The organism is Thalassovita sp. (assembly GCF_034670005.1).
Classification (GTDB): domain Bacteria; phylum Pseudomonadota; class Alphaproteobacteria; order Rhodobacterales; family Rhodobacteraceae; genus Thalassobius.
This window is the reverse complement of sequence record NZ_JAXMOH010000008.1, coordinates 124,674-143,130: the sequence shown is the minus strand read 5'-3', so window position 1 is coordinate 143,130 and position 18,457 is coordinate 124,674. Positions and strand designations below refer to the sequence as shown.

The window sequence follows — 18,457 nt, the reverse complement described above, 5'->3', positions numbered from 1 at the left end:
ATCTGACGCGAGTTCATGGATCATGGCGATGGAAAAGACCTTCAATGCGGCCGAAGCGGAAAGCCGCCTTTACGCGGCCTGGGAAAAGGCGGGCTGCTTCAAAGCCGGAGCCAATGCGAAACCGGGGGCGTCGAGCTTCTGCATCATGATCCCGCCGCCGAATGTCACCGGCGTTCTGCATATGGGTCATGCCTTCAACAACACGTTGCAGGACATCCTGATCCGCTGGAAACGAATGCAAGGGTTCGACACGCTGTGGCAGCCCGGTCAGGACCATGCCGGCATCGCCACCCAGATGGTGGTGGAACGCGAGCTGGCCAAGAACCAGGAACCGTCGCGTGCCGAACTGGGGCGCGAGGCCTTCCTCGAAAAAGTATGGGAATGGAAAGCACAGTCGGGCGGCACGATTGTCGAGCAGTTGAAGCGCCTCGGCGCATCCTGCGACTGGTCGCGCAACGCCTTCACCATGTCAGGTGCCGAGGGCGCGCCGGCGGGCGAAGAGGGCAATTTCCACGACGCCGTGATCAAGGTCTTCGTCGAGATGTACCGCAAGGGGCTGATCTATCGCGGTAAGCGGCTGGTCAACTGGGACCCGCATTTCGAAACCGCGATTTCCGATCTCGAGGTCGAGAATGTCGAAGTAAACGGCCATATGTGGCATTTCAAATACCGCCTGGCCGATGGCGAGACTTACGAATATGTCGAGAAGGACGAGGACGGAAAGGTCACCCTGCGCGAGACACGCGATTACATTTCCATCGCCACCACCCGGCCCGAAACCATGCTGGGCGACGGCGCGGTCGCGGTGCATCCCGATGACGAACGTTACGCGCCTATCGTGGGCAAGATGGTGCATCTGCCGCTTTGCGACCGCCTGATCCCGATCATCACCGACGACTATCCCGATCCCGATTTTGGCTCTGGCGCGGTGAAGATCACCGGCGCGCATGATTTCAACGACTATCAGGTCGCCAAGCGCGGCAAGCTGCCGATGTACCGGTTGATGGACACCAAGGGCGCGATGCGCGCCGACGGGCTGCCCTATGACGAGGCGGTCAAGCGTGCCCGCGAAATCGCCGAAGGGTCCGAGACGACCGAGATCGAGGTCGATGCGCTGAATCTGGTGCCGGAAAAATACCGCGGCATGGACCGGTTCGACGCCCGAAAGGCGGTGATCGAGGATATCAACGAAGCCGACCTTGCCGTGACGATGCGGGACGAGGAAGGCCAGGAAGCGCCCTTCGTCGAAAGCAAGCTGATCATGCAGCCCTTCGGCGACCGGTCCAAGGTGGTGATCGAACCGATGCTGACCGACCAGTGGTTCGTCGACACCGACAAGATCGTCGGCCCGGCGCTGGACAAGGTGCGCGACGGCACGGTGAAGATCCTGCCCGAAAGCGGCGAGAAGACCTATTACCACTGGCTTGACAATATCGAACCGTGGTGTATTTCGCGCCAACTGTGGTGGGGCCACCAGATCCCGGTCTGGTACGGGCTGGACCTGAGCGCGCCGGATTTCAAAGACGACGAAGGCAATGGCGACCTGGACCTGGTCGAACTGGGCCGGCTCTTGAACGAAGGCGGCATGCTGCATGCCGGCGACGTGCATCACTGCGCCGCCGATTTCGAGGGTGTCATCGCGAAATTCCTCGATGACAACGCCGATATCCCGGCGCCGCTGAACCACGCCGCGGTGATCGAGGTCGCCGACAAGCATGAAGCGATCCACAAGCTGGCCGAAAGCCTGGGCCACTACGCCGTCGATCAGGACCCGACCAAGCTGGTCTACCCGGTCTGGCGCGATCCTGACGTGCTGGACACTTGGTTCAGCTCGGGACTTTGGCCTATCGGCACGCTGGGCTGGCCAGAAGATACCGAGGAACTGAAGCGCTATTTCCCGACCAACGTGTTGATCACCGGGCAGGACATCCTGTTCTTCTGGGTGGCGCGGATGATGATGATGCAGCTGGCCGTGGTGGACGAAATCCCGTTCGATACGGTTTACCTGCACGGGCTGGTGCGCGATGCCAAGGGCAAGAAGATGTCCAAGTCGACCGGCAACGTGGTCGACCCGCTGGATATCATCGACGAATACGGCGCCGACGCGTTGCGTTTCACCAATGCGGCGATGGCGTCGCTTGGCGGTGTTCTGAAACTCGACATGCAGCGGATCGCCGGGTATCGCAATTTCGGCACCAAGATCTGGAACGCCACCCGGTTCGCCGAAATGAACGGCGTCTACGAGGCTGGCGCGCCTGCGGCGGAGATTCCGGCAGCAACGGCCACGGTAAACAAATGGATCATCGGCGAGGTCGCCAAGGTCCGCGAAGAGGTGGACGCGGCGCTGGAGGCTTACCGCTTCAACGATGCGGCACAGGCGCTTTATGCCTTCGTCTGGGGCAAGGTCTGTGACTGGTATGTCGAGTTTTCCAAGCCTCTGCTACAAGGCGAGGATGAGACCGCCAAGGCAGAGACCCAAAAGGTGATGGGCTGGGTGCTGGATCAGTGCCTGATCCTGTTGCATCCGATCATGCCTTTCATCACCGAGGAACTGTGGGGCGCCACCGGCACCCGCGCCAAAATGTTGGTTCATGCCGGTTGGCCCAGCTACGCGGCAGCCGAAATGGTCGACACAGCGGCCGATCGGGAAATGAACTGGGTGATTGCTCTGATCGAGGAGGTCCGCTCGGCCCGGGCGCAGATGCATGTGCCGGCCGGCCTGCATGTCCCGATGCTGGTCAGTGCGCTCGACGATGCAGGCAAGGCGGCCTGGGCCCATAACGAGGTCCTGATCAAGCGGCTGGCGCGGATCGACAGTCTGACCGAGGTGGCGGAGTTCCCCAAAGGGTGCATCACCGTGGCGGTTGAGGGTGGGTCCTTTGGCCTGCCGCTGGCCGACATCATCGACATTGATGGGGAAAAAGCGCGGCTGGAAAAGACGCTGGGCAAGCTGGCCAAGGAACTGGGCGGGCTGCGCGGGCGCCTCAACAACCCCAAATTCGCCGCAAGCGCGCCGGAAGAGGTGGTCGAGGAAACCCGCGCCAATCTGGCCGCGCGGGAAGAGGAAGAAGCCAAGCTGAAAGCGGCGTTGGCACGCCTGGCCGAACTGGGCTGATCGCAGGGTCATCCCAACGGCACATTTGGACCTCTCGCAAATAGCAGGAAGGCACGTTTTCAACGTGCCTTCCATTTTTTTATGCCGTTGGCACCGCCAATTCATTGCCGATCAGGGCAACAAAGCCAATCGGCCGCCCCTTGCCTTGCACGACCGATGTTTCGGCTTTGGGAAGATAGATATTGTGCAGGCAAAAGAGATGGGCCAGCGCATTCGCTTTTCCCAGCTTCAATCAAGGCGTCTCTGTCGTTCTTTCGGTATCCTCTGATCATTGTTTCCGCCTCATTTCCTGTTTTGCTTTTTGAATTGGCGGATCATCTTGCCCAGCTGTTTATCCTTGGATTTACGTTCTGCAAGGCTGGAGGAATTGAATGCATCCTCTGCCATCAGCTTGCGCCATCGCGCCAACCGCCCCTCGTTGATAGTGCCATCTTCAATGGCCGCCAGGATTGCGCATCCAGGTTCTTCCCGATGCTGGCAATCGTTAAACCGGCAGCGGGTGGAAAGTTCGTGAAGGTCGGCAAAAAGATCCTCAATGCCGGATGCTGCATCCGTCAACTGCAACTCCCGCATACCCGGTGTATCAAGGACCAGGCAACCACCCGGAACGATGTGCAAATGCCTGCGGGTTGTCGTATGACGGCCCTTGTCATCATCTTCTCGGATGGCTTGGGTTGCAATCGACCGGGTACCGATCAAAGCATTGGTCAAAGTGGATTTTCCGACCCCGGACGAGCCCAGAAACGCAACTGTTTTTCCGGGTTTGCACCACTGCGCCAGTTTCCCGGTCGGCTCATCGCCACGGGCATCAAGGGCAATAACGGGCACCAGTTCTGAAATCGCCTTTGCTTCCTCAATGTAAGCCTGCGTCGCAGTCGCCAGGTCAGCTTTGGTCAAAACGATTACCGGAGTGATTTCAGCCTCCAACGCCAATGCAATATAGCGTTCAAGGCGCGCAACGTTGAAATCCTGATTGCACGAAGAAACGATGAACGCCGTATCGATATTGGCTGCAATCAGCTGAATCTGACGATCCGTGCCCGGTGCACGACGCTTCACAAGGCTTTTTCGTTCAAGAGCACGGCTCGAGTGAGGGTTCGCCGAATTAAGCAACAGCCAATCCCCCACGGTTACATCGGGCAGCGGCGGGATTGTCTGGTCGATATTATCCCCGATGATATGAAGCGCATTGCGATGCACTTCGACGATGCGGACAGGGGGTGTCGCGGCCAGCTCATCCACGCTGATCTGTTGCGCAAAATAAGGCTGCCAGCCAAGGGTTTCGAGTATCGTGAATTGTCGTGTCGGTGTCCCGTTTTTCGCATCAAACGGAAGGAACTTGGAATAGTCCCGTGTCATTGGAGTCAACTTTCATATCCTAGCCTCAAGCAAAGCTTGGGCGCAAAGCGTCAGTAATATCTGATTTCGCAAATCAACAGCCGCACCGACAAACTGCCAGCAGCGTTTCTATACGTTGATTGTGCATCGGGAGGACTGCTGCCTCCCCACTTTACCGGGACATAAAATCTCCATTTTCGATGAAGGTAATGTAGACAGTGGTCATTCTTTTTTCAAGCTTTTTGCGCTTACTGCACCAAGGCAGACGCGGCCCTTGGTGCCAAGGGATAAGCTTGAATATAGGTGGGAAGCAGATCGTGACGACAGCCCAAACCGACTCTATGACGCATCGCCGGGTCAGCGATGCGCCACCTTTTTACCCGTGCGACGTGGCAGGTATTTTTCCGCCAGCGCTCAGTCGAAGACCGGGGCGCGTTTTTGCATATTGGCGGCGATCACTTCCATCTGATGCGGCTTGCCAATCAAATCTGTCTGTTCCCGGCTTTCAGCCAGCAGAATATCGGCCTCTGAGGCGCCGCTTTCGGCCACCGCGATCAACCGTTTGGCCGCGCGTATGGCGGACGGGCTTTTGCCGGCGATCTGTTCGGCCAAGGCAAGAGCGGCGGCTTTGGGATTCTCGTTCAATTCAGTCACCAGCCCCAGCACTTGTGCTTCGGCTGCCGGGATCTGATCGTTGGTATAGGTCAGCCGACGCAGAACATCCGAACGCATCAACTGCGGCAACAGCACCATACCGCCCATATCGGGCACCAGGCCCCATTTCATTTCCATGATCGACAACCGGGTGTCGGGATGGGCAATGCGGATATCCGCCCCCAGCGCAATCTGCATACCACCGCCAAAGGTGACCCCATGCAACGCCGCAATCACCGGCACCGGCACGTCGCGCCAGACAAGGGAAACCCGCTGATATTGATTGGCAAGCCCATGGGTACGCGTCATGACCCGTTCTTCCACGTCGCCACCCGCAAGCGCACCGAAGCTGGCCACGTCAAGCCCGGCGCAGAACGCCGCCCCTTCGCCCGACAGCACCACCACGCGGATGTCGTCATTGCCGATCAGCGCCTCGCCTGCAGCGATCAGCGCTTCGACCATGGCGGGATCAAGGGCATTCATCTTGTCACCACGGGTCAGGGTCACCCGGGCAATGTGGTTTTCGATCTCTACGCTGACACGGCTCATCTGAAGGTCTCCTCTGGGTTTGCGGCCAGTATCGGGGTTCCGGCCCCAAAATCCACAAAGACGTTGGGGCACGCAAGGCCGCTTGCCCTGCCGCGCCGCTTTGGTTTATCTGGCGGCATGACAGGACCACGCTATACAAAACTGACGAACAGTCTGCCCGCAACCGTACCCTTTGTCGGCCCCGAAGCGCAGGAACGCGCGATGGGGCGGCCTTTTCTGGCGCGGCTGGGGGCGAATGAAAACGTCTTTGGCCCCTCGCCGCGGGCGGTTGAGGCGATTCAATCCGCTGCAGCAAATTTATGGATGTATGGCGATGCGGAAAGTCATGACCTGCGCGATGCGTTGGCGACGGTTCATGGCATTGGTCCGGAAAATATCGTCGTGGGCGAAGGTATTGATGGGTTGCTGGGATATCTGGTGCGGATGCTGGTGGTTCCCGGCGATGCGGTGGTGACCTCGGACGGGGCTTATCCGACCTTCAATTACCATGTCGCGGGCTTTGGAGGCGTGCTGCATAAGGTTCCCTATACGGATGACTGCGAAGACCCCGAGGCGCTGTTTGCCAAGGCCGCGGAACTGGGCGCGAAAATCGTCTATCTGGCCAATCCCGACAACCCGATGGGCAGCTGGCACAGCGGCCGAGACATTGTACGGGCGATGGACAACTTGCCCGACGACACCTTGTTGATACTGGACGAGGCATATGTCGAATTCGCCCCCGAAGGCACCGCGGTCGAACTGGATATCGACGATCCGCGCCTGATCAGGATGCGCACCTTTTCAAAGGCTTACGGGCTTGCCGGGGCGCGGGTGGGCTATGCGATGGGCGCGGCCGATCTGATCACCAGCTTCAACAAGATCCGCAATCATTTCGGGATGAATCGCAGCGCCCAGATCGGTGCATTGGCGGCGCTGAACGATCCCAACTGGCTGGCGCAGACCTGTGCGAACGTGGCCGCGGCGCGGGCAGAAATCGCCCGCATCGCGGCGCAAAACGGGCTGGTGGCTTTGCCTTCGGCGACCAATTTCGTGGCAGTGGATTGTGGTCTGGACGGGGCGTTTGCCAAGGCGGTGCTGGACGGGTTGGTGGCGCGCGGCGTGTTCGTGCGGATGCCCTTCGTGGCGCCGCAAAACCGCTGCATCCGGGTCAGCGCCGGACGGCCCGAAGACCTGAAACTGTTTGCCGAAGCACTGCCTGAGGCGCTGTCAGAGGCCCGGTCCCAACCGGCCTGACGCACAGACGTTTGAGGCCATTTGTACAATTTGTAGCGCGGAACGGTGCAGATCCCCGAGCCGGGGGGAAAACGGGCGTCCATACGCGTTTATGCCCCCCCGCAGAGGATCGGGAGCCTGTGCCGAGGCGGGGAGCGTCGTTGGTTGTGTGTTATGCGCGCTGTTTGGCAAAATGGCAGCATGTAACTGGAGCCGACAGTACTTCCCCGGGCGTCGTTCTGAGCGCAGCGCAGCTGCGGCAGCAGCCTGTTTTCGCCCGAAACCATAGCACCTAACGCGCGGTCACATACACTGTCGCAGTATCTTGCCCCACCAATGATCAAGTGATGTTTTTTTCTGAATGGCGTCGTATCCTCCAGGCGCGTCGAATTTCGGAGTAAACTCCGCGGACCAGTCGTCGAGCAAATCGGGCGTCACTGCGTCTTCGCTCCAGCTTTCAACAAAAGCGACCGGCAACTCCGCCAAGGCGCGACTCGCTGCCGAAGCTCGGACGATAGGGATTGCGCCATTCAGCAGAGCGTCGAAAACTTTCGGACACGGATCGAGCCCCCCACCTTCTACGCAAAGGACGAATTTGTGGGTTCGACACGCCTCCTGAAACGCTTTCAATGGCATTTCTTTGTCCGCAACGTGGGTAAAGGTTCGCCACGCGCCACTAGCCAGCGCCTGCACGTCGCGGCGTGCTTGCCATTGCGCCCCTTCCCGAATGCGGTGAGCGCATAACACCGAGTTAGGACGCGCCCAGGTCGGCGGCTTGATCTTGGCTGAAATCGCAGTCGGTTTACTGTCAGGGAATACAAAACCCAGAGGCAGAGGTGAGACCTTTTCAGAAAAGGCTTCGTCGAGGTTCTCGGCAAACCAGTGAAGGAGCTTGGGGTGCTCGGACAGCTTGTGCAGCGCCGCCCTGAGTTCATCGGAAAACTTTGGCCAGCGCCGATCCGTTTGGTTGGGCACTGTGACATCTTCCGATCCAGTGATTAGCACGAATGGAGTTTCAAGTTGTGGGAGAACATGGGTGAAGAGTGCCTCGAAAGCCGGCAGCGGCGCAGGCGTTACTTTCTTTGCTCTGAAAGCCGCGGGAAAAGTCGCTGTCGATCCCGGTTTCAGGTTCGATCCGATCGCGCGAGCAGAGCCGACGGCCCAGTTCTTCGCCATGACCAGTGACGAGTGGTTTGCCCAAACGCCTGTACGCCCCATGTTCGAGGTTATCTACATCGACGGGCTGCACACTCAGGAACAGACATTGCGCGATCTGCTGAATGCCACCGAACGCCTGGTACCTGATGGGGTGATTATTATCGATGACGTGATCCCATCCAATCCGGAGGCTGCCCTTCCGGATCAGGCCGCTTGCTATGAGATACGCGACCAACAGGGAAACCCGTCCCGCGCCTGGATGGGAGACGTATTCCGGTTGTTGTATTTCATCGAGACCTTCATGCAGAGTTGGACCTTTGAGGTCGTTTCGGAAAACCATGGGCAGGCTGTCCTGTGGCGGGCGCCTCGGGCTCAGATCCCCGAGCGCCCCTTGGACAGCGTGGCCAGAAAGTCGTATGACGATCTGGTAGCCGACATGGCCCGGCAGCGGCAACCGCTTGCCTCCATATCGGAACGCTACGCAGCGCAGCGCGAAATTTTGATGGCGCGTTTGCCGTAAAGCCTGCGCGTCAGAAAATTCGGTGTAAGTGCGAAATGCAATAAGCCCTGGGCGAATGTTTTCGCCTGTTCTGCGGAAGCGCGGTGTCCACTTCGGGCCAAGAACAAGCCTCGCGCTTTGCCCACGCCCCCCAGCAGGCCCGCCAGCGCCCCCAGCGGCGGGCGGCAGCGGTCAATGTGGTCAGGCCCGGACGGATTAGCGCTGTTCCACGGCCGGTGTTTTGCCCAAGACCAGAAACGTCATCATCCCGACCGGCGGCAGGGATTTTTGTTCCTCGGCGATCAGGTCTTTTTCGCCCAGGACCGTCTCGATTTCGAAATCGGAATGCCAACCGAGAATATTGGCAAGCGGCGCGGCGAGATTTTCGATCGCGGCGAGGATGCCACGGCGGCGCTTGAAGTGGTTGGTGATCACCACCTTGCCGCCCGGTTTGCAGACGCGGGCGATTTCGGCCATCACTTTTTCCGGCTCGGGCACCACCGACAGGACATGCATGGCCACCACCGTGTCAAAGTGGTTGTCGGGAAAATCCAGCGCCCGGGCATCCATCTGGCGCAGGTCGACGACGTTGTTCAGTTTCATCGCCTGAACTTTCGCGCGGGCCTTTGCCAGCATGTCGTCGCTGAAATCGATCCCGGTGACCGCAAGGGCGGGTTTGTAATACGACAGCGAAAGCCCGGTGCCGACGCCGACCTCCAGAACGGTACCAGAACGGGTATTGATATAGTCGACCGCCCGGCATCTGCCAGTATTGGTGACCGCGCCGAAGGTCTTGTCGTAGACCGGGGCCCAACGGGCATAGGACGTTTGCACCGCTTTAATGTCCAAATCATCGCTCCTCTTCCGATTTCAGGACTTATCTTTGCCAAACAGGGCCCAAATCACCGTGCCGACATAAAAGACGCAGACCACGACGAGCGTGATCCACGGATGGATCAGGACAGCCGCGCCGGCAATGGCGAAACCGACGAGAAAGAATTTCACGTTGCTGCGCGAAATCCTTGTCGCCTTGAACGACCAGGTCGGTATGCGGCTGATCATCAGAAACCCGACGGCGACCATGTGGAAACAGATCACGATCCCCGGCAGGATCGGCGCATCCGCGAACGCAAAGGAAATGAACATCGGCAGCATCACCAGCAAGGCGCCAGCAGGGGCCGGAACGCCAACGAAATAGGGGCTTTCGCTGGCCGTCTCCGTGGCTTTGTCGCTGGCTTCGGCGGCCGCCTCCTTGGCTTTGTCGCTGACGTTGAACCGGGCAAGACGCACCACGCAGCAGACCGTATAGGTGAGAACCGCGATCCATGCGGCGCTTGGCATGCCCTCCAGAACCCAGAAATAGAGGACCAGGGCCGGTGCGATGCCGAAATTCAGAAAATCCGCGAGAGAATCGAGCTCGGCGCCCATCTTGCTGTTGCTGCCCAGAAGCCGGGCCACCCGCCCGTCCAGACCGTCAAGGATCGCGGCGGCCAGAATGAGCTGCACCGCAAGCACATAGTGACCGTGGAACCCGGACCGGATTGCCGACAAGCCGGCGCAAATGGCGGCAATGGTCAGCATGTTGGGAAGAAGCTGAAGGAGGGAAAGCTCGGTTGGTGCTTTGTCGGGATTTCTTGCCATTTGGCGCTTGTCTACCCTTTGGTCGCGGCGTTCAGTTCGGCGATCACGGTTTCGCCCGCGATCATCGTCTGTCCGATGCTGACCATCGGAACGATCCCGTCGGGAAGATACACATCCAAACGGGACCCGAACCGGATCAGCCCGAACCGTTCCCCGGTCTTCATTTCAGCGCCGGTTTCGACGAAACAGACGATACGGCGCGCAACCAGCCCGGCGATCTGCACGACGGCAAGATCCCGGCCATCCTGCATCCGGATGCACAGGCTGTTGCGTTCGTTATCCACGCTTGCCTTGTCCAGAGACGCGTTGAAAAACTTGCCGGGGCGATAAGCGATCGAGGTGACCTGACCGGAAATCGGGACGCGGTTCACATGGCAGTTGAAAACGCTCATGAACACGCTGACCCGCGTCAGCGGGGTCGCGGGCATCCCAAGCTCGGCCGGGGGCACCGCCTTTTCGATCAGCGAAACGACACCATCCGCCGGGCTGACGATCAGCCCGTCGCGCGTGGGCGTCACCCGTTCGGGGTCGCGAAAGAAATAGTAGCACCAAACCGTCAGACCGATGCCAATCCAGCCCAGAACAACCGAAAGAAAGAAAAGCCCGAGGGTCCCCGCCGCAAAGATCGCGACAAATTTTCTTCCTTCCGGGTGCATCGGCTTGATGAAGGTGCCAAGCATCTGCATTTCAACATTTCCCTCAGGTCAATTTCAGCCGACTCATAGGATGATAGGATTGGAAAGCAAAGCCTTAATGCAATTTCCGGTTTGGACCTGCCCTGCCTGCGCCCCTGTCCGTTTACTGCACGCAGCTCCGGTTTGGCCGCAGTGCGATATGCGGTGATTTGGAATCGCACCGGTCAGTCGTTTCGCGTTCCACAACGGGCGCAATGGGCCGTCCACGTCGACGCGGCAGACGTGGGCACCAGAAACGGAACACCGCGCCGCCGCAATCCGGCGTTGAGCCCGGACCGGCCACGATACCACAAAATCCAGAACTCAAACTTCCAGCGAAAAGTCTGGTCAGGAGATACTGGTTCTTATTAATGTCGGCCGATGAATGCATTCCCGATAACCTGGCTTATTAGCCTTCTGATGACCGTCGCCGCCTATATGCTTGCCTGGAACACGCGGGTTCCTGGCCGTTCTAGGTTTTTCCTCTGCGCCTTTCTTCTGTGTCTGGTGTTGGTCACTGTTTTACTCGGAATGCGGGTCTCATTAGACTGGCTTTGGCCCGCCCGCGTGCAGCCCTTTGTCGCCATTTTGGCGGCTCCTTCAGCCTATCTCGGATTTGCGGCCTTAACACTGGACAACAGCCAGCGCTGGAACAGTATGTTGCTTCGCAATGGGGGGCTTGTCGCTGTCGCGTTGCTTGGGCTGGCTGCACCGGTACGGGTGTCTGCAGATGTGTTCATCCTGACCATCAACTGTATCTATATTGTGCGCCTGGCAAGCTTGCTGAGCTATGGCTCTGATGATTTTCTTTCCGTACCGCCGCATGCAACTGGCCTGTGGCGTGCGGCGATATACGCAACGATTGCGTTGATAGGTCTGATGGTTGCCGCTGATGGCCTGGTCTTTGCGATCAGTCTTGTGGCGAGCGAACCGCATCTGGTGACGCTTCTGACCGGCGTTTCGGGTCTGTTCGCCGGGTTCGTCTTTGTCGTCATATTGATAGGTGTGCCGCTGATCTTGCGTGTATCGCACCGGGACGCCCCCGACCGTGTGACGCCGTCTGACGCGGACCACGTATTGATGCAGACCCTCAATGAAATCATGAAAGACAAAGAGCTTTATCGCGACAGCAACCTGACTCTGGCCCGGGTTGCAAAGCGGCTTTCCGTTCCGGCCCGCGATTTGTCCGGCGCGATAAACCGCGTCACCGCAGAGAATTTTTCGCGTTTCATCAATGGGTATCGTATCGCCTACGCGCAAGGCGTCCTGCTGGAAACCGGTCTGCCGGTCTCGGAGGTCATGTTCGAGGCTGGTTTCCTGTCGAAATCCAGTTTCAACACGGAATTCCGACGCGTGACAGGGCTGACGCCTTCGCAGTTCAGGGCCAAGGGCGCAGACGGATGACCCGCCTGCGCCCTGTCATCCGTGGCTAGACACTCTGGCAGGAAACGGGCCTTGCCTTTATCCAAAAGATTTCTTCAAGGATGTTACGCCCCGGGTTGATGACAAAGCCAAAACCTTCGTCCAGTCCGGATTGGAGCACAATGTCTGCATCTGGACCCATGTGGTCACTGACGCTGAACATGTCGCTGACGACATCTTGGCCTTTCGCCAACGATCTGGCGACCTGCCTGCTTGTGATAACAAAGTGGATCGGGGCAGCCAGATGTCCAGTTATTGACTCGCCGCCGAAATCCCCCGCGACAAACCGGACCGGGATGGTCAGGCACAATCCTGGTTGAGCGGTGCGCAGGATAACCTTCCCGCTTCCGGCGATGCCGCGCAGAGCAAGAAGGTTTACTTCGCGGGGTCGTTCGACCAACAGAAATCCGAAGGCTCCGGCAGGAATGTCATGCCCTGCACTGGTAGGCACTTCTTCTCGCGTGGCGATGGCATCTGTATCGCGCGCGGCACCTGCCTGCGTGACGTTGGCAGTCAATGCGCCGACAAGGACACCTGCCAACAGTAGTTGGAGAGTTAATGAGTTCGACATCGTGGAATCCCTTGATGAATTTCGCATGGGCCGCAGTTGCGACCATGATGCGTATCAACATTGGTTTTGACCGGGATTCGCCCGAAGACATGATTCAGAACGTTCTAGATCGCGATTCAAAACGATAAAGCTGGAAAGCGAACGTCCACTTGGCCCCGCCTATTCGCCCTTAGCGCTGGCCGAAAGTGACAATCCGGGCGTCGCGCTGCCGCAGGGCGGCGTTGAATCCAAAGTGCCTAATGCCGCGGGAAGCATGTAATGGCACCAGATTTTCGCGATCCGCCCAGGGTAAGATCATCCCAAGATTAGCGTGAGCGTTTCCAGATAGCCCCGACACCCAAGAAAACCCGAGTCGCGTGGGCCCAGCATGTATCGAGAGAGCAGTTTTTTTGCCTCAACCGACCGCAAAACCACTCTGGAAATTTGGCGTGATTCCAATGCGGCTGTCGAAACTCTCCTTTGGTCTCGTGGGCTTGCATTGTTGCAAAATTTTGCACGTTTGATTTGTCTGAAATTTAATGCCATCACAATAGCATGGAATTCTTGGACGTGAGCTATAACATCGCGCTTGTTGTCGCCTCGGTGGTGATTTCCATCGTTGCGGGCTTCACGGGTTTGACGCTGTCGAAAGACCTTTCGCAACAAAGCGTGTCTCGGCGCAAGGTATCCGTCGCAGCTTCGGCTATCGCCCTGGGTGGCGGGATCTGGTCGATGCACTTCGTCGCGATGCTTGGGATTCAAATGCCGATCCTGTTTTATTATGATGCCGCGATAACGCTCGCATCGGCATTGTTGGCGATCCTGATTGTCGGAACAGCTTTGTTGCTTTTGCATTTTCGCGAAAGGACACCTGCCACGGTGTCTGCTGCCGGGGCTTTGGTCGGATGCGGGATTCTTGCGATGCACTACATTGGCATGGCGGGTCTTCAGTTGTGCCGTGCGGTCTATACACCGTTTGGGATTTCTCTGTCGGTCATCTCTGCGATTGGGTTATGCATCGCCGCGTTCTGGATCGCCTATGGACAACGGACCAATCGCAGTATTCTTCTTGGCACGCTTTGTTTTGGGGTCGCTGTCTGTACTGTGCATTTTGTCGCCACGGCCAGCACTCGTTTCATCGCAGTTCCCGCCCTGAATGAATTTGGCCCGGTGATGAGCAATGAAACGCTTGCGCTTGGCGTGATCATTTCAAGCTTCGTTATCTTTGGTGGGTTCTTATGGATGGGGGTGACGTTCTTCGTGCCGTCTGCGCCGGCGCCGGCGCCTTTGACGCAAGCCCCGACGGCCGAGGCTGCTAGGCCCAGCCCAAATCCGATCGTTTCAAAGCCTGCGCCAATCGCACTGCGCATTCCGTGCGAACGCAACGGCATCACGCATGTGATTGATCCCGCACAGGTCGCCTTTGTCCGGGCCGAAGGCCACTATACCAATGTCTATACACATGACGCGCAGCATTTCTGCGCGTGGCCGATCACCGAAGCCGCCACGCGGCTGAATGCTGCCGGGTTTATCAAGACCCACCGCAGCTATCTGGTGAACCCAACGCACGTCAAACACTTCGAACGGTTCAAGGATAACGGCGTTTGCCGCTTTGCGACGGATGATTTGCCACCCGTTCCGGTGAGCAGGTCCAACATGAAGGTCGTCCGCGACCTGCTTGGCCGATAGCTTTCGCATTTCGTGCGGCCATAGGCGCATTTCGTGAAAAAAAGCAGGTCTTTCATTGAACAGCGCAAGCGTCGGCATACCGCTGCGTACATTCTGCCGCCCTGACATACATTTGCGGAACGGGAGGCGAAGCAATGATACCAGCGGCGTTTGAATACTACAGGCCGAAAGACATGGCGGGCGTCATCGCCTTGCTTCAAGAGCACGGAGACGATGCGCGCGTCATCGCAGGCGGACACAGCCTTATCCCCATGATGAAGCTGCGGATGGCAGAGGTGCCACACCTGATCGACCTTCAGGGTATCGCGGGTCTGAGCGGGATCACGGTTGCCGACGGGACCATCCGTATCGGCGCGATGACCACACAGCACGACATCATTAACTCTGCGCCCCTCGCCGAAGCCGCGCCCATCATGAGAGAAGCTGCGCTGCAAATTGCCGATCCGCAGGTCCGGTATATGGGCACTGTGGGCGGCAACGTGGCCAACGGCGATCCCGGCAATGATATGCCCGGTCTGATGCAATGCCTGGATGCGCAATTTCACCTGACCGGCCCTGACGGGGACCGTGCCGTTGATGCGCGTGAATTTTACGAGGCGGCCTATATGACCGGCCGTGAGGACGAAGAGGTTCTGACAGCCGTGACCTTTGCGGCACCGACAGGCGGCTATGCTTATGAGAAGCAAAAGCGCAAAATTGGCGACTATGCCACTGCCGCTGCCGCTGTGCAGATCCGCAAAGCAGACGGCAAAGTCGCGGCTGCTTCGATCGCGATGACCAACCTCAGCGACACGCCGATCTGGTCCGAAGCTGCGGGAGAAGCATTGGTCGGAACCGGTTGCGAAGAGGCTGCGGTCAAGACTGCGATCACAGCCATGCTCGGCGATATTGATCCGACAGAAGACAACCGCGGCCCGGTCGCATTCAAACGCCACGCCGCTGGCATCGTGCTTGGCCGCGCGATCGCACGCGCCTGGTCAAGGGCTTAGGGAGGAGTTCACAATGTCAAACAAGATGCACGTCAAACTGAACGTGAACGGCACGGATCACGAATTTCTGGCCGAACCGCGCGAGTTGCTGATTTATGCGCTGCGCGAAAAACTCAACATCACCGGACCGCATGTTGGCTGCGAGACATCGCACTGCGGCGCCTGCACGGTGACAATGAACGGCAAATCCGTGAAATCCTGCACCGTCTTTGTGGCCCAGGCCGATGGTGCAGAAATCACGACAATCGAAGGACTCGGCAGCCCGGATGCGTTGCACGTCCTGCAAGAGAACTTCAAGGAACATCACGGCCTTCAATGTGGTTTCTGCACACCGGGCATGATCACGCGCGCGGCCAAGCTGCTTGAGGAAAACCCAAACCCGACCGAAGAAGAGGTCCGCTTTGGCATCGCTGGCAACATCTGCCGCTGCACCGGTTACCAGAACATCGTGAAATCCATTCTGTCAGCAGCGTCTGAACTGAATGCAGCCAAGGAGGCGGCGCAATGAAGGACGAAGTCACACGCGAAGAACGGGTCGCTGGCCTGAAGGGCATGGGGTGTTCCCGCAAGCGGGTCGAAGATGCGCGCTTTACTCAGGGCAAGGGCAACTATGTCGACGACGTTAAGCTGCCGGGCATGCTGCACGGTGATTTCGTGCGCTCGCCCTATGCGCACGCCCGGGTTAAGTCGATCAATATCGACGCGGCGATGGCGCTGCCCGGCGTTATTGCGGTTCTGACAGCCAAAGACCTTGAGCCGCTCAACCTGCACTGGATGCCAACGCTCGCGGGCGACAAGCAGATGGTGCTGGCCGATGGCAAGGTTCTGTTTCAGGGCCAGGAGGTAGCCTTTGTTGTCGCCTCAGACCGCTATGTCGCGGCTGATGCGGTGGAGCTGGTGGAAGTGGAGTACGAGGAGCTTGAAGTTATCGTCGACCCCTTCAAGTCCCTGCAATCGGATGTTGTGCTGCGCGAGGATCTGGATCCAACGGCCCCCGGCGCGCACGGCCCACGCAAACATCACAACCACATCTTTACATGGGAAGCGGGCGATCAGGAGGCGACCGAACAGGTCATCGACAATGCCGAAGTCGTGGCCGAGTCCGAAATGTACTACCACCGCACCCACCCCTGCCCGCTCGAGACATGCGGCTCTGTCGCGTCGATGGACAAGGTGAATGGCAAGTTGACGGTTTGGGGCACGTTCCAAGCGCCGCATGTGGTACGCACGGTTGCTTCGCTGCTGTCCGGCATCGAAGAGCATAACATCCGGGTCATTTCTCCAGATATCGGTGGCGGGTTCGGCAACAAGGTCGGAGTTTACCCCGGCTATGTCTGTTCGATCGTGGCCTCGATTGTCACCGGTCTTCCGGTGAAATGGGTCGAAGACCGGATGGAAAACCTGATGTCCACCGCCTTTGCCCGCGACTATTGGATGAAAGGTAAAATCAGCGCCACCAAAGAAGGCAAAATCACGGGCCTGCACTGCCATGTAACCGCCGACCACGGTGCGTTTGACGCCTGTGCGGACCCGACCAAATTCCCGGCGGGATTCATGAACATTTGCACCGGATCCTATGACATTCCGGTCGCCTATCTGGGGGTTGATGGTGTCTACACCAATAAGGCACCCGGCGGCGTGTCCTATCGCTGTTCGTTCCGCGTAACGGAAGCCGTGTATTTCATTGAGCGGATGATCGAAGTCCTCGCCATTGAGCTGAACATGGACCCGGCGGATTTGCGCTCGATCAACTTTATCAAGAAGGATCAGTTCCCCTACACTGCGGCACTTGGCTGGGAATACGACTCTGGCGATTATCAGACCGCGTGGGATAAGGCGCTGGAGGCGGTCGACTACAAAGGGCTGCGTGCCGAGCAGGCCGAACGCGTCGCGGCGTTCAAACGCGGCGAAACCCGGAAAATCATGGGAATCGGCCTGTCGTTCTTTACCGAAATCGTGGGGGCCGGTCCGGTCAAGAACTGTGACATCCTTGGAATGGGTATGTTTGATAGCTGCGAAATCCGTATCCACCCAACCGGGTCGGCTGTGGCGCGGCTTGGTACCATCTCTCAGGGTCAGGGCCATGCCACGACCTTTGCGCAAATCCTTGCGACCGAGATTGGCCTGTCGGCTGACAGCATCACGATCGAGGAAGGGGACACGGATACCGCGCCATACGGTCTTGGCACCTACGGTTCTCGTTCAACCCCGGTCGCGGGTGCGGCAACCGCGATGGCAGGGCGCAAAATCCGCGCCAAGGCGCAGATGATCGCGGCCTATCTGCTTGAGGTCCACGACGACGACGTGGAATTCGACGTCGACCGTTTTGTTGTCAAAGGCGCGCCAGAACGGTTCAAGACGATGAAGGAAATCGCTTATGCCGCTTACAATCAGGCCATTCCGGGTTTGGAGCCGGGTCTGGAAGCGGTGAGCTATTACGATCCCCCCAACATGACTTATCCGTTTGGGGCCTATGTCTGCGTGATGGACATCGACGTCGATACCGGTGTGCCTGAAATCCGCCGCTTCTATGCGCTCGACGACTGCGGCACGCGGATCAACCCGATGGTGATCGAAGGCCAGATCCACGGCGGCCTGACCGAAGCGCTTGCCGTCGCCCTGGGGCAAGAGATTGCCTATGACGACATGGGCAACGTCAAGACGGGTACGTTGATGGATTTCTTCCTGCCAACGGCTTGGGAAGTGCCAAACTACGAAACGGATTTCACAGTCACACCAAGCCCGCATCACCCCATTGGGGCGAAGGGCGTGGGCGAAAGCCCGCATGTGGGTGGCGTGCCCTGTTTCTCGAACGCTGTTCAGGATGCGTTCCGTCCGTTTGGCAACCGGCACACCAATATGCCCCATGACCATTGGCGCATCTGGCAGACCGCAAATTCTCTGGGACTGCACGACTAAAGAACCGGGCGCGGGCCGCGTTATGCGGCCCGTCCCACAGGGAGGGCA

Annotated in this window: 16 protein-coding genes; 8 read left to right on the top strand and 8 right to left on the bottom strand. The window is 58.5% G+C overall.

Features of this window, described 5'->3' with window-relative positions; genetic code table 11:
- Nucleotides 1-22 precede the first annotated feature (22 nt).
- A complete protein-coding gene (locus tag VOI23_RS14205; RefSeq protein WP_323785568.1) occupies nucleotides 23-3,115 on the top strand; it encodes a valine--tRNA ligase in 3,093 nt (1,030 codons plus the stop codon).
- Nucleotides 3,116-3,194: 79 nt separating this feature from the next.
- Here the strand turns inward: VOI23_RS14205 and VOI23_RS14200 are convergent, their stop codons facing one another.
- The 3 genes from VOI23_RS14200 to VOI23_RS14190 all read right to left on the bottom strand — a co-directional run bounded on the left by VOI23_RS14200 (nucleotide 3,195) and on the right by VOI23_RS14190 (nucleotide 5,656).
- A complete protein-coding gene (locus VOI23_RS14200) occupies nucleotides 3,195-3,347 on the bottom strand; it encodes a hypothetical protein (RefSeq protein ID WP_323785567.1) in 153 nt (50 codons plus the stop codon).
- Nucleotides 3,348-3,397: 50 nt separating this feature from the next.
- Nucleotides 3,398-4,474 (bottom strand): ribosome small subunit-dependent GTPase A, encoded by a 1,077-nt coding sequence (gene rsgA, locus VOI23_RS14195; protein ID WP_323785566.1) that lies wholly within the window; start codon nucleotides 4,472-4,474, stop codon nucleotides 3,398-3,400.
- A 393-nt stretch (nucleotides 4,475-4,867) separates the two neighbouring features.
- Nucleotides 4,868-5,656: a crotonase/enoyl-CoA hydratase family protein gene (locus VOI23_RS14190; protein ID WP_323785565.1), complete on the bottom strand. Its 789-nt coding sequence runs from the start codon at nucleotides 5,654-5,656 to the stop codon at nucleotides 4,868-4,870.
- Nucleotides 5,657-5,773: 117 nt separating this feature from the next.
- Between VOI23_RS14190 and VOI23_RS14185 the strand changes: the two genes are divergently transcribed.
- Nucleotides 5,774-6,889, top strand: coding sequence for a pyridoxal phosphate-dependent aminotransferase (locus tag VOI23_RS14185; protein ID WP_323785563.1), 1,116 nt, complete (start codon nucleotides 5,774-5,776; stop codon nucleotides 6,887-6,889).
- Between the two features lie 282 nt (nucleotides 6,890-7,171).
- Here the strand turns inward: VOI23_RS14185 and VOI23_RS14180 are convergent, their stop codons facing one another.
- The gene (locus VOI23_RS14180) at nucleotides 7,172-7,843 is read right to left on the bottom strand and encodes a hypothetical protein (RefSeq protein WP_323785562.1); all 672 of its coding nucleotides are present in this window, start codon (nucleotides 7,841-7,843) and stop codon (nucleotides 7,172-7,174) included.
- 61 nt (nucleotides 7,844-7,904) lie between these two features.
- On the opposite strand from VOI23_RS14180, the gene VOI23_RS14175 reads away from it, so the two are divergent.
- Nucleotides 7,905-8,546 (top strand): class I SAM-dependent methyltransferase, encoded by a 642-nt coding sequence (locus VOI23_RS14175; protein ID WP_323785561.1) that lies wholly within the window; start codon nucleotides 7,905-7,907, stop codon nucleotides 8,544-8,546.
- A gap of 195 nt (nucleotides 8,547-8,741) precedes the next feature.
- Here VOI23_RS14175 and VOI23_RS14170 read toward each other — a convergent pair whose 3' ends face one another.
- From VOI23_RS14170 to VOI23_RS14160, 3 genes are read right to left on the bottom strand one after another with little or no spacing between them, the layout of a single operon-like run.
- Nucleotides 8,742-9,374 carry a class I SAM-dependent methyltransferase gene (locus VOI23_RS14170; protein WP_323785560.1) on the bottom strand — a complete coding sequence of 211 codons (633 nt, stop codon included), beginning with the start codon at nucleotides 9,372-9,374 and terminating at the stop codon, nucleotides 8,742-8,744.
- A 21-nt stretch (nucleotides 9,375-9,395) separates the two neighbouring features.
- On the bottom strand, nucleotides 9,396-10,166 hold the full coding sequence (gene pssA, locus VOI23_RS14165) for a CDP-diacylglycerol--serine O-phosphatidyltransferase (RefSeq protein WP_323785559.1): 771 nt from the start codon (nucleotides 10,164-10,166) through the stop codon (nucleotides 9,396-9,398).
- Nucleotides 10,167-10,177: 11 nt separating this feature from the next.
- On the bottom strand, nucleotides 10,178-10,852 hold the full coding sequence (locus tag VOI23_RS14160; RefSeq protein ID WP_323785558.1) for a phosphatidylserine decarboxylase: 675 nt from the start codon (nucleotides 10,850-10,852) through the stop codon (nucleotides 10,178-10,180).
- A gap of 645 nt (nucleotides 10,853-11,497) precedes the next feature.
- Between VOI23_RS14160 and VOI23_RS14155 the strand changes: the two genes are divergently transcribed.
- Nucleotides 11,498-12,244, top strand: a complete 747-nt coding sequence (locus VOI23_RS14155; RefSeq protein ID WP_323785557.1) for an AraC family transcriptional regulator — start codon at nucleotides 11,498-11,500, stop codon at nucleotides 12,242-12,244.
- Between the two features lie 25 nt (nucleotides 12,245-12,269).
- On the opposite strand, the gene VOI23_RS14150 is transcribed toward VOI23_RS14155, so the two are convergent.
- On the bottom strand, nucleotides 12,270-12,833 hold the full coding sequence (locus VOI23_RS14150) for a hypothetical protein (protein WP_323785556.1): 564 nt from the start codon (nucleotides 12,831-12,833) through the stop codon (nucleotides 12,270-12,272).
- Nucleotides 12,834-13,367: 534 nt separating this feature from the next.
- Between VOI23_RS14150 and VOI23_RS14145 the strand changes: the two genes are divergently transcribed.
- The 4 genes from VOI23_RS14145 to VOI23_RS14130 all read left to right on the top strand — a co-directional run bounded on the left by VOI23_RS14145 (nucleotide 13,368) and on the right by VOI23_RS14130 (nucleotide 18,409).
- Nucleotides 13,368-14,501: an MHYT domain-containing protein gene (locus tag VOI23_RS14145; RefSeq protein WP_323785555.1), complete on the top strand. Its 1,134-nt coding sequence runs from the start codon at nucleotides 13,368-13,370 to the stop codon at nucleotides 14,499-14,501.
- A gap of 134 nt (nucleotides 14,502-14,635) precedes the next feature.
- Entirely contained in the window at nucleotides 14,636-15,490 is an 855-nt protein-coding gene (locus VOI23_RS14140; protein WP_323785554.1) for a xanthine dehydrogenase family protein subunit M, read from the top strand.
- A gap of 13 nt (nucleotides 15,491-15,503) precedes the next feature.
- A complete protein-coding gene (locus tag VOI23_RS14135; protein WP_323785553.1) occupies nucleotides 15,504-15,998 on the top strand; it encodes a (2Fe-2S)-binding protein in 495 nt (164 codons plus the stop codon).
- On the top strand, nucleotides 15,995-18,409 hold the full coding sequence (locus VOI23_RS14130) for an aerobic carbon-monoxide dehydrogenase large subunit (protein WP_323785552.1): 2,415 nt from the start codon (nucleotides 15,995-15,997) through the stop codon (nucleotides 18,407-18,409). The genes VOI23_RS14135 and VOI23_RS14130 overlap by 4 nt, the downstream gene beginning before the upstream one ends.
- The last annotated feature ends 48 nt before the right edge of the window (nucleotides 18,410-18,457 follow it).